Raw genomic sequence first — 12,077 nt, 5'->3', positions numbered from 1 at the left:
AACTAAGGCCTAGGAAGCTAACTCTTCTTAGGCCTTTCATGGTGACAATTGCTTTGTCGCCAAAACACGTTAAATACATTAATCAACAAGTAACGCACCGCCACAAATAAAGCCATTGTGATAACGCAATATGGCGCAGAACTAAAGGTGCACAAGGAGCGATCAGATGGATTTCAATCTGAATGAAGACCAGCGTCAGTTTGCTGAACTAGCGACACAATTTTCCCAAGAAGAACTTGCACCCTATGCCGCTAAGTGGGATGAAGAGCATCACTTTCCAAAAGATGTGATTCAAAAAGCGGGCGAACTCGGATTCTGTTCATTGTACTCGCCCGAATCAGAGGGCGGCATGGGACTTTCTCGCCTCGATGCATCGATTATTTTCGAACAGTTGGCGATGGGCTGCACGGCAACCACTGCCATGTTAACGATTCACAATATGGCGACTTGGATGATCACCAGTTTTGGTTCTCAAACGCTGCGTGATGAGTGGTCACCGTCATTGACCACGGGGGAAAAGCTTGCTTCATACTGTTTAACCGAAGCGGGTGCGGGTAGCGACGCGGCGTCATTGAAAACTAAAGCGGTCCGTGATGGCGATGAGTATGTGATCTCAGGTGCCAAGATGTTTATCTCTGGTGCTGGCTCGACCGAAATGCTCGTGGTGATGTGCCGCACGGGCGAAGAGGGACCTAAAGGGATCTCAGCGATTGCGGTACCTGCTGATGCTGCTGGGATCACCTATGGTAAAGCGGAAGATAAAATGGGCTGGAATGCGCAGCCAACTAGAGAGATCACCTTTGACAATGTGCGTGTTCCTATCACTCACTTACTCGGTGAAGAGGGCCAAGGTTTTACCTTTGCGATGAAGGGACTCGATGGTGGTCGTATTAATATTGCTACCTGTTCAGTGGGAACAGCCCAGGCAGCTCTGGAGCGCGCTACGCAATACATGAACGAGCGCAAGCAATTTGGTAAGCCCATTGCCGCGTTTCAAGCATTGCAGTTTAAACTAGCCGACATGGCAACAGAGCTTGTCGCAGCAAGGCAGATGGTACGTTTAGCCGCATTTAAACTCGACAGTGGCGATCCTGAAGCGACAGCTTATTGCGCCATGGCTAAACGGTTTGCGACCGATATCGGATTTGCCGTTTGTGATGGGGCCTTGCAGCTTCATGGCGGTTACGGTTACATCCGTGAGTATCCGCTGGAGCGCCATTTCCGTGATGTGCGTGTGCATCAGATATTAGAGGGAACTAACGAGATCATGCGTCTTATCATTGCTCGTCGTTTACTCGACGAAAATGCTAGCCAAATCCTGTAATTGTCGCCAAGGAATATAGATATGACTGCCATTATTGAAAGAATTGTTGGCCATACGGCCGTATTAACGATGAATAACCCGCCAGCAAATACCTGGACGGCTGACAGTTTGCAACTGCTTAAACAAAAAGTGACTGAGCTCAATGCCAATAAATCTATCTACGCGTTGGTGTTAACTGGAGAAGGTGAAAAGTTCTTTAGTGCTGGTGCCGATCTGAAACTGTTTGCCGATGGTGATAAAGGTAACGCGGCCACTATGGCTAAACATTTTGGTGAAGCATTTGAAGCCTTAAGTGGGTTTCGTGGAGTGTCGATTGCGGCAATAAATGGCTATGCCATGGGAGGCGGCTTAGAGGTCGCCTTGGCCTGTGATATTCGTATTGCCGAGGAACAAGCGGTGATGGCACTGCCTGAAGCAACCGTTGGCCTACTCCCCTGTGCTGGTGGGACACAGAATCTGACTGCATTGGTCGGCGAAGGTTGGGCAAAACGTATGATATTGTGTGGTGAACGTGTCGATGCTACCAAAGCACTGTCATTGAGATTGGTAGAAGAGGTTGTCGCCAAAGGCAGCGCGTTAGACAGCGCGATGGCGCTTGCTGACAAGGTTGCTAATCAAAGTCCAAGTAGCGTGACCGTTTGTAAACAGCTTATTCAGGCTGGACGAGCTATGCCTCGCAGCCAAGCCCTACCTGTTGAGCGTGAGCTATTTGTGGGGTTGTTTGATACGGACGATCAAGCAGAGGGCGTTAATGCGTTTTTGGATAAGCGCAAGGCAAATTGGACTAACAGCTAATGAACAGTGAACAAACTAATAGCGTTATCTTTCAAACGCTAGGCACCTTATCGGGCAAACAGGTTGGGGTCGCAACGCTTAACATGGAAAAAGCGCTTAATGCGTTAAACATGGAGATGATCCAGGCATTGACTAAGCAGCTAACCAGCTGGGCGCAAGATGATGCCATTGCCATGGTGGTATTGGATGGCGCTGGCGAAAAAGCATTTTGTGCTGGTGGCGATGTACGAGCCTTGTTTCATGCCTCAAAAGCGCACTCTGGTGAGATCAGTGACATTGCTACAGCATTTTTTGCGCAAGAATATCAACTTGACTATCTGCTGCATACTTTCGATAAACCCGTATTAGTGTGGGGGGATGGCATTGTGATGGGCGGCGGTCTCGGACTCATGGCTGGGGCAAGTCATCGTGTGGTCACTGAGCGTTCGCGTATTGCCATGCCTGAAGTCACCATAGGTCTCTATCCTGATGTGGGTGGTAGCTATTTCCTAAATCGCATGCCCGGCCACCTAGGTCGTTTTCTTGGCATGACCGCTTACAACATGAGTGGCGCCGATGCGCATTTTGTCGGCCTTGGTAATCACTATTTAAATAGTCATGATAAAGAGCCGTTATTTGATGCCCTTGCTAGTGTCGACTGGGAAGGGGATATTGGTGCGAACCACAGCAAACTCAACGCACTGTTAGAAGCGATGACTGGCCGCTGCGCTGTCCCGCTTGCAGAGAGTACACTTGCGGTCAATCAATCACAGATTGATGAGTTGATGAGTGGCGACTTATCTCAAGTGCTAGCAAGGGCGAGTGGCGAGAAAACCATAGAACCTTGGCTCGATAGGGCATTAAAAACCTTGTTGGCAGGTAGCCCGTTAAGTCTATGTCTAATTGATCAGCAATCACGTTTAGGCACTGATATGAGTCTTGAACAGGTGTTTCAGTTTGAGTTAGCGCTTAGCTGTAATTGCTGTGCCAGTGGCGACTTTGTCGAAGGGGTTCGTGCATTACTGATTGATAAAGATCGCCAACCTAAGTGGCAATATGCCACGGTCGAGGAGGTCCCTGCGCTTGCGATTGAAAAGCTGATGGCCTCACCATGGTCGAGTGATGAACATCCGTTGAATCAGCTAGGCTGTTAGTGGTTTAAGTCATAGTTTTTTAAAGGGGCAACCCTGATAAAGGAGCAAAAGATGAGTACTGTTGCATTTATTGGATTAGGAAACATGGGCGGCCCTATGGCTGTTAATCTCGTGAAGGCGGGCTTTACCGTTAAAGCGTTCGACCTATCGGCTCAGGCGTTACATGACGTCAGTGAGCAAGGGGCTATTCCTGCGCCAAGTGCGTGTGCGGCAGCAGCGTCCGCGGATGTGGTGATCACTATGTTACCAGCGGGGAAACATGTTCGGGGCTTATATCTGGGTGACGAGAGCAATAAAGGCATTATTGATGTCGTCGCGGATGGTACGCTATTAATTGATTGCTCGACCATTGATGCGCACAGTGCCCGCGTTGTTGCCGCACAGGCCCAAACCAAGGGGCTGGAATTTATCGATGCGCCTGTATCGGGCGGCACCGCAGGCGCTGCTGGTGGTACTCTCACGTTTATTTGCGGTGGTAGTGACCACGCTTTTGAGCAAGCCCAAGGTGTTCTTAATGCGATGGGGGCGAATATTTTTCATGCGGGTGGCGCGGGCGCTGGTCAGGTGGCAAAAATCTGCAACAATATGTTGTTGTCTGTCTTGATGGTGGGTACCAGTGAATCTATTCAGATGGGTATAGATCATGGCCTTGATCCAAAAGTGCTTTCTGAGATCATGAAAGTCAGTAGTGGTGGTAATTGGACGCTAGATAAATATAATCCTTGTCCAGACGTGATGGAAAAGGTGCCATCATCCAACGATTATCAGGGAGGTTTCATGGTCGACTTGATGGTTAAAGATTTAGGCTTGTCCCAAGAAGCGGCATTATTGTCTAATTCGAGCACCCCAATGGGGGCATTGGCCCGCAGTTTATATGTGAATCATGCTCGCCAGGGTAATGGTAAGCGAGATTTCTCCAGTATTTTTGAGCAGTTTAATAAGAAAGGGTAGATTGATGGATTTAAAAGATAAGGTAGTTGTCATCACGGGTGGCGCAGGCGGACTTGGTTTTGCAATGGCGCAAGAACTGGCTGCTGCTGGTGCGAAATTGGCGCTTATCGATGTCGATCAAGAGAAACTTGAACGTGCTTGTGCTGATATCGGCGCGGCAACGGAAGTGCAAGGTTACGCTTTCGATATTACTGACGAAGAAGATGTGGTGGCAGGTTTTGGCTATATCTTGGAAGATTTTGGTCAGGTTAACGTATTGATTAACAACGCTGGTATTTTACTCGATGGCATGTTGGTTAAAGCCAAAGAGGGAAAGGTTATCGACCGCATGTCATTCGCGCAGTTCCAAGCGGTGATCAATGTTAATCTCACCGGCTCGTTTTTGTGTGGACGAGAAGCCGCCGCAGCTATGATTGAGTCTGAGCAGCAAGGCGTGATCATTAATATTTCCAGTTTGGCTAAGGCGGGCAATATAGGTCAAACCAACTACGCCGCGTCTAAAGCGGGCGTTGCAGCGATGTCAGTTGGTTGGGCAAAGGAGCTTGCGCGGTACAATATTCGTAGTGCGGCGGTTGCCCCTGGTGTGATCGAAACCGAAATGACGGCGGCAATGAAACCTGAAGCGCTTGAGCGTCTAGAGAAGATGGTTCCTGTTGGGCGTTTAGGCCAAGCGGGTGAAATCGCCTCGACCGTAAAATTCATTATCGAAAATGATTATGTTAACGGTAGAGTCTTTGAAATTGATGGCGGCATTCGCATTTAAAAGCGCTGACAATAGTGGTCACGCTTAAACACAAAAACGGGCATTAGCCCGTTTTTTATTGAATGATTTAAATGCGCAGTTAAATGGGTAATAATGAAAACCACTCAGATTGACCAAGAATCAAAGGAGCAAAGGTATGTGGATAGAGAGATTGACTAAGCGTCTGATGCTACTGATTGGCATTGTTGGAGTATTGGTCATCTACGTTGGATTTTTCTACCTACTATTTCAACAGCAAGGTAGCGCCACTTTACCTTGGTATATTTTGATCTCACCATGGTTATGTATCTATTTCGGTTTAAACCCGCAGCAACAAGTTAATACTCGGCTTTGGCTGAAGCAGAAGTTGCCATTTAAGCGTAAGTAGGCCTGTTTAGTGGAATGTGCGGTTATATAACCTTTCTATATGTTTAAGTTTATGTAAAATAAGTTAAATTTATCCCTTTGTGGCTGAATGTCCTAGCCATACAATAGTCACAGGCCCATAAGTGCAAGTGGCGTAAGTATTGAGGTGGCTGTGCAAGGCGTACTAAGTATTCGCTCCTATCTAACTCTCACTCTGTTTGCCCTATTTGCAGGGAGCTTTATTCTTGCTTGCGGCCCAAAAAACACCGATGAAAAACAGGCTGTTGACCAACGTAGCGGCCGAATGATTGAGGATTATGGCAGTTGGATATCGACTATCTCTGCTGAGGATGTCTATGGTCCCTCTGATCGGATAGGTGTTTTGCAAAGTGTTGATGAAGCGCTGTATTTCTCACTTTCAGACAGTGAGAATGAGGGGAAAGTAGGTATTAAACGACTGGCTCTGAAAGGTGAGCTAACAGAAGCCGTGAGCGCCCAGTTTGACGTTAAAACCCGGGTTCATGAATATGGCGGCGCGCCGTTACTGGGTATTGGCAATAGTTTATTTGCGGTTAAGCGAGATGATCAACGCCTGTATCGATTCGCACCGAATCAAGAGCCTGTTGCCTTAACACCGAATGGCACTCGTCATGCGGATTGTGTCTCATACCCTAAAGGGTCGCGGCTCGTCTGCGTGCGTGAAGATCATCGACAACCAGGTACGCCAACTTCTAGTCTTGTTTCACTTAACCTTAACTTTAAAAATGAAGGGCAAACCTTATTCAGTGGACAAGATTTTTACGCTTCGCCGCGCGTTTCCCCCGATAACAGCCAGCTTGCATGGATTAGCTGGCAACATCCAAATATGCCCTGGGACATCACTCAGTTGTGGGTGGCGGACTTAACACCCGCAGGGGACGTTGGTGAACCTAAACAGTTGCTTGCAGGGCACTCTGGCTCCATCACCCAACCTTTATATAGCCCTAGCGGTGAGCTTTACTTTATTGCTGATTTCGATAATTGGTGGAACATCTACCGTATAACAGCAGAGGGAACCCTTGAGAAAGTACTGCAAGAGTCGGCCGAGTTTGCGGTGCCTGATTGGATGATGGGTAATCATAATTATGCATTTGAATCTGAAGATACCATTATCGCGAGCTACAAAAGCAAAGGTAAGACAGAACTAGTCAGAATTGATTTAGACAGTGGCTTAGTCAGCACGATTGCTGCGGAATTTGCCGATGTGAGGCAAGTAATTAAAGGTTCTGATGGTGTCTATTTTGTCGGCAATAAAGCCACCCCAGAAAAGGGGATCTATCGCGTTAAGGGGCGCGGTGTAGAACTTGTTTATGCACCACAGTTACCAGTGGTTGACCCCAATTATATTGCACGTGCACAAACCATCAGTTTTACTTCTGCCAAGTGTGATACACCTGTGCACGGGTATTATTACGGCCCACGTAACCCTAACTATCTCTCGCCGTCAGATCAGCGCCCACCGCTGTTGCTGATGATGCATGGTGGGCCAACTGCCAGTGCCAGTTTGAGTTTTCGCCGCGACATTCAGTTTTGGACCAGCCGCGGGTTTGCGGTGTTAGATCTTAACTATCGCGGTAGCTCGGGTTTTGGCCGTGATTATCGTCGCAGCCTCTATGGATTATGGGGTCAAGCCGATGTTGAAGATGCTGTGCAGGCGGCGAATTATCTGGTTGAACGTGGATGGGTCGATGGCAAAAAACTGGCAATACGTGGCAGCAGTGCAGGGGGCTTCACCGTGTTATCGGCACTGGCTTTTTACGACACCTTTAGTGCCGGCGTGGTTTATTCTGGTATTAGTGACTTAGATTCTTTAGATAAGTTAACCCACAAATTTGAACAAGGTTATTTAGATCAATTGGTTGGCGATTTAAAACCGGGTTCAAGCGTGTATCGCGATCGTTCGCCACTCTATCACCTCGAGCAACTGACCGAGCCTTTGCTGCTCATACGCGGGTTGGACGACCCTATCGTGCCACCCGATCAATCACTGTCCATCTTTTATACGCTAAAGAGCCGCGGCGTGCCAAGCGCACTGCTTAGCTATGAGGATGAAGGGCACGGATTGCAAAAACCGGCCAATCAGATTGCGGCGCTAGAAGCTGAACTGTCGTTTTATGGCCAAGTTTTTGGTTTTAAGCCCGCAGGTAATATTCAAACGCTCACCTTAGACAATAGCGAACACTTACCTGTCATGGATCCCCAAGTCCGTTAATTTATTAGACTGTCGTGTTATGGCAAACTTTGTAGGGAAAGCTAACCACATCCCCAGTGCTATAAATTAGTGCATAAATTAGAGCCACTAGTGTTACCCGCTGCAGTTAAAGTTGCTAATTGGGGGCTAAATCGCTATAGTAGCGCGCTTTAATTTGTCCATTTTAGCGCGCTTTTTAATCAGCCAGGCACAGACGGTGTTTATACTGTTTGTTTGCGGCGTAGGATTTAAGGGAGCAGGCGCTACGCTTAACTAATTTTCGGAATCTCACTTTGATCACTACAGCTAATATCACCATGCAGTTTGGCTCTAAGCCACTGTTTGAAAACATCTCAGTCAAATTTGGCGGCGGTAACCGTTACGGTCTTATCGGTGCTAATGGTTGTGGTAAATCAACCTTTATGAAAATCTTAGGCGGCGAACTTGAGCCAACCTCTGGCAATGTCTCTTTAGACGTTAATGAGCGCTTAGGTAAGCTAAGCCAGAACCAGTTTGGTTATGAAGAGTTTAACGTGGTTGACACCGTTATCATGGGGCATGCCGACCTATGGAAAGTAAAGCAAGAGCGTGACCGTATCTACTCTTTACCTGAAATGACCGAAGAAGATGGTATTAAAGTCGCTGATCTTGAAATGGAGTTTGCCGAGATGGACGGTTATACCGCCGAATCTCGTGCTGGTGAGTTACTACTTGGTGTTGGTATTCCGTTAGAGCAACATTTTGGCTTGATGAGTGAAATAGCACCAGGGTTTAAACTACGTGTACTATTGGCTCAGGCGTTATTTAGCGATCCAGATGTGTTACTCCTCGACGAACCGACCAACAACTTGGATATCGACACTATTCGTTGGTTACAAGAGATGCTTAATCAGCGCAATAGCACCATGATCATCATCTCGCATGATAGATACTTCCTGAACTCAGTGTGTACTCATATGGCTGACTTGGATTACGGTGAATTACGTGTTTATCCTGGTAACTATGATGAATATATGATGGCGGCAAACCAAGCTCGTGAACGTTTGTTATCTGACAACGCTAAGAAAAAAGCCCAGATCTCTGAGCTTCAAGGTTTCGTTGCTCGATTCTCGGCCAACGCATCTAAAGCTAAGCAAGCGACCTCTCGTGCTAAACAGATCGACAAGATCAAATTGGAAGAAGTCAAAGCCTCTAGCCGTGTGAATCCATTTATTCGCTTTGAACAGGAGAAGAAACTGTTCCGTAACGCGCTAGTGGTTGAAAATCTGACTAAAGGTTTTGATCAAAATCCTTTATTCAAAGACGTCAACCTGATTGCTGAAGTGGGCGAACGAATTGCGGTATTGGGTGAGAACGGTGTGGGTAAGACCACCATGTTACGTACTCTTATCCATGACATCCCCCAAGATAGCGGTACCATTCAATGGTCTGAAAACGCGGCAATCGGTTACTATGCGCAGGATCATGAGTCTGATTTTGAAAATGACATGACCTTGTTTGAGTGGATGAGTCAATGGCGTAAGCCTGAAGATGATGATCAGAGTGTCCGTGGTTACTTAGGTCGTATGCTATTTGGTTCTGATGATATCAAGAAGTCTGTTCGCGTCCTGTCTGGTGGTGAGAAGGGCCGCATGTTGTTTGGTAAGCTGATTATGCAAAAGCCAAATATCTTGGTGATGGATGAGCCAACCAACCACTTAGATATGGAATCGATTGAATCACTGAACAATGCACTAGAGATGTATGAAGGTACATTAGTCTTTGTCAGTCATGACCGCGCATTTGTATCATCATTGGCGACCCGTATTATTGAAGTGACCGCGAATGGGGTCAATGACTTCAAGGGGACTTATGATGAGTTCCTACGCAGCAAGGGTGTTGATGCCTAATCGCGTTTGCTGATAATAAAAAAGCCCAAGGAAGTTAAACTTCCTTGGGCTTTTTTATGAACGCCGATTAACGCTAAAGATTAGCGAGAGTCGGCGTGTTAATTACCGCTATTTATCGAAACGTTGCTGTAGGTATTCAAATACCGCGCGAATACCAAAGGCTTCCCCACCCACAGGACGCCCTGGGAGTTTACGATTGTTCCAAGCCATAACATCAAAATGGCTCCAGCTGATTTTCTTATCAACAAAGGCCTCAAGGTAAAGCGCTGCGGTGATTGCACCGCCAAATGGTGTCTTACCACAGTTGGCGAGATCGGCAATATCACTGCCTGTTAGCTCCATATAGGGTTTATGCAATGGCATGCGCCATACCGGATCTTCTACTTTTAGGCCCGCTGCAGTGAATCCAAGCGCGACGTCATCATCATTACTGAAAAATCCTGGTAGCTCGGTGCCTAAGGCGATACGCATTGCGCCCGTTAAGGTAGCGAAATCGATAAGGAGCTCAGGATTGTCATCACTGGCTTCAGCTAACGCGTCACATAAGACTAAACGTCCTTCAGCATCTGTGTTATCAATTTCAACGGTTAAACCTTTACGAGTGGTGATCACATCACCAGGACGAAATGCATTTGCCGATACCGCATTTTCAACGGCAGGCACCAAGACTCGCAGGCGAACTGGCAGGTTGCTGGCCATGATCTGGTGTGCCAGACCGATAACATGGGCAGCTCCTCCCATATCTTTTTTCATTAAACGCATGCCTGCGCCTGGTTTAAGGTCTAGCCCGCCAGAATCGAAACATACACCTTTACCGACTAAGGTCACTTTCGGTGCGTTTTCATCACCCCAGGTTAAGTCGATAAGACGGGGTAAATTTTCGCTGGCACGGCCAACCATATGGATAGTGGGGTAGTTCTGTGCGATCAGCTCGTCCCCAACAATCTGTGTGACTTGACCACCAAACTCATCGGCTAAGGCTTCCATCTGCTCACCAAGGTGCTGTGGCATCATGTCGGCCGCGGGGGTGTTAACCAGATCACGTACCATGGCGACAGAGCGGACCAACTTAGCGGTTTGCTCGACGATTTGTGGGTTATTGATCACCAATTGTGGATACTGTTTGTCATTGGCTTTGTAGCGATCAAATTTATAGGCACCAAGAGCCCAGCTAAATGCAGCAACTTTCATCTGCGTTTCATTGGCATCAAGGCGGTATTGGTTGGCAGGCAGTTCATTAACGATATCGCCACATACCCAATATGAATCGACCTCTGGGGTGACGTAGATCACCTGTGCAATGCTGCCGTCTGGGCCAGGGATAACACTGAGGCCTTTGCCTGAAAATTTAGTGTTAGTTAACCAAGTTTGCTGAGCGCTAGGTTGTTGTTCAAGCCATGCTGTGAATTCATCGGCAGCAATAATTGAAAGGGGGATTCCTTCAGTACCAGATAGGAGGTGTTGAGTCATGGGGCTTCATCTTATTTTAGGTCAAAAATTACCTAAGACTAGCACGCGGAAGCCACAGGGTAAAAGCCGAGCGTTATTTACTGCTGGCTTTTTCTACACTGCGTTTTTGTTGTTGAGCTAGTCTGCCTAAATGCGCTTTTCTTTCTGATAAATTATTGAAAGAACTTGGCAATACTTCAACGCCTACAACCTTGCCCAATTTAACCACAATCGGAATAGTGATTGGCGCAAATGGCAATACGGCAAACATGCCTAAACCAAGGCCTTTGATTAAGTCGGCTAATTGCTGATTGGCGAGTTTAAGCTCATCTTTATTGGCTTGCTTACGGGTATAACGTTTATAGGTTACCAACATATCTTTGGTTTCCTGCTTTTCTTGAGACAGGGCATCTTTGAGCACTAACATGTCTCGTTTTAAACGCAGCCCAAAGCGCTTACGGCTGATGCGTAAGACTCTTACCGGTGCTTTGTGAAACTTACGATAAACTCTCATGGCGCGATTGTCTCACATGGTAAGCTTTTGGCATATCTTTTAATCTGGCTATCTCAATGATGGCCACAAGATGTTAAAATGGTAGACATTATGAGGGCCATATTGGATTCATTTAGCTAATAATGTTGTGCTGGTATAATCTCTTGGCATAATAAGTATCGCTCTTAATCCAATGTATCTTTGATTAAAAACCATAATACCAATCAGTAAATGACATAAATGGAATTGTTTAACATGAAAAAAATTTTCATTCTTGCTTTATCTTCTCTTGCACTTATTTCATCAATTGCATCAGCTCGAGATGATGTTGGTAGCTATTCGATTGCTGATGCATTGAGCACTGAAACAGCAAAAACGAAGTTGGGTAACGACGTTCAATTTTATTTTGGTGAGCAAGCATATGGTGAAACCGTTAACAAATTTGGTGAGCTTAAGACTAACAAAAAAACCAATGCGTTTAATAAGTCTGATCAAGAAGCCTGCCAATGGGTATTTCTGTCGGCAATGATTGCACTTAAAAAGAGTGCGAAAAAGCAAGGTGGTAATGCTGTCGTTAACATTAAATCAAATTATAAAAATAACTTAACCTCAAGCGAAGAGACCTTTCAATGTGGTGCAGGGGCAATGATTGCGGGTGTGGCATTAACGGGTGAAGTGGTGACATTGAAGTAATATCACTCTGAT

Annotated in this window: 11 protein-coding genes; 9 read left to right on the top strand and 2 right to left on the bottom strand. The window is 46.6% G+C overall.

The genetic code is table 11. The features are described 5' to 3' along the window. The first annotated feature begins 166 nt into the window (after positions 1-166). The 8 genes from BEL05_RS01125 (at position 167) to BEL05_RS01090 (ending at position 9,430) form a co-directional block, all read left to right on the top strand. A complete protein-coding gene (locus tag BEL05_RS01125) occupies positions 167-1,324 on the top strand; it encodes an acyl-CoA dehydrogenase family protein (protein WP_028764899.1) in 1,158 nt (385 codons plus the stop codon). A 21-nt stretch (positions 1,325-1,345) separates the two neighbouring features. Further along, positions 1,346-2,119, top strand: a complete 774-nt coding sequence (locus tag BEL05_RS01120) for an enoyl-CoA hydratase (protein ID WP_028764900.1) — start codon at positions 1,346-1,348, stop codon at positions 2,117-2,119. Then, on the top strand, positions 2,119-3,252 hold the full coding sequence (locus BEL05_RS01115) for an enoyl-CoA hydratase/isomerase family protein (RefSeq protein WP_069670012.1): 1,134 nt from the start codon (positions 2,119-2,121) through the stop codon (positions 3,250-3,252). Before BEL05_RS01120 ends, BEL05_RS01115 begins: the two co-directional genes overlap by 1 nt. Positions 3,253-3,288: 36 nt before the next feature. Then, positions 3,289-4,203 (top strand): 3-hydroxyisobutyrate dehydrogenase, encoded by a 915-nt coding sequence (mmsB, locus tag BEL05_RS01110; protein WP_500690797.1) that lies wholly within the window; start codon positions 3,289-3,291, stop codon positions 4,201-4,203. Between the two features lie 4 nt (positions 4,204-4,207). Further along, positions 4,208-4,966 carry an SDR family oxidoreductase gene (locus BEL05_RS01105; RefSeq protein WP_028764903.1) on the top strand — a complete coding sequence of 253 codons (759 nt, stop codon included), beginning with the start codon at positions 4,208-4,210 and terminating at the stop codon, positions 4,964-4,966. 136 nt (positions 4,967-5,102) lie between these two features. Beyond that, positions 5,103-5,333, top strand: coding sequence for a hypothetical protein (locus BEL05_RS01100; protein WP_037429135.1), 231 nt, complete (start codon positions 5,103-5,105; stop codon positions 5,331-5,333). 219 nt (positions 5,334-5,552) lie between these two features. Further along, positions 5,553-7,562, top strand: a complete 2,010-nt coding sequence (locus BEL05_RS01095) for a S9 family peptidase (RefSeq protein ID WP_245686914.1) — start codon at positions 5,553-5,555, stop codon at positions 7,560-7,562. A 272-nt stretch (positions 7,563-7,834) separates the two neighbouring features. After that, on the top strand, positions 7,835-9,430 hold the full coding sequence (locus BEL05_RS01090; RefSeq protein WP_028764905.1) for an ABC-F family ATPase: 1,596 nt from the start codon (positions 7,835-7,837) through the stop codon (positions 9,428-9,430). 108 nt (positions 9,431-9,538) lie between these two features. Here BEL05_RS01090 and BEL05_RS01085 read toward each other — a convergent pair whose 3' ends face one another. Beyond that, a complete protein-coding gene (locus tag BEL05_RS01085) occupies positions 9,539-10,900 on the bottom strand; it encodes a leucyl aminopeptidase family protein (protein ID WP_069670010.1) in 1,362 nt (453 codons plus the stop codon). A 73-nt stretch (positions 10,901-10,973) separates the two neighbouring features. Continuing rightward, the gene (locus BEL05_RS01080; RefSeq protein ID WP_028764907.1) at positions 10,974-11,393 is read right to left on the bottom strand and encodes a hypothetical protein; all 420 of its coding nucleotides are present in this window, start codon (positions 11,391-11,393) and stop codon (positions 10,974-10,976) included. A gap of 234 nt (positions 11,394-11,627) precedes the next feature. Here BEL05_RS01080 and BEL05_RS01075 point away from each other — a divergent pair, with 234 nt between their 5' ends. After that, positions 11,628-12,065 carry a hypothetical protein gene (locus BEL05_RS01075; RefSeq protein WP_028764908.1) on the top strand — a complete coding sequence of 146 codons (438 nt, stop codon included), beginning with the start codon at positions 11,628-11,630 and terminating at the stop codon, positions 12,063-12,065. Positions 12,066-12,077: the final 12 nt, after the last annotated feature.

It is taken from the genome of Shewanella colwelliana (assembly GCF_001735525.1).
GTDB lineage: Bacteria > Pseudomonadota > Gammaproteobacteria > Enterobacterales > Shewanellaceae > Shewanella > Shewanella colwelliana.
The sequence above is the reverse complement of the archived record's forward strand: the minus strand, read 5'-3'. Positions and strand labels throughout refer to the sequence as shown.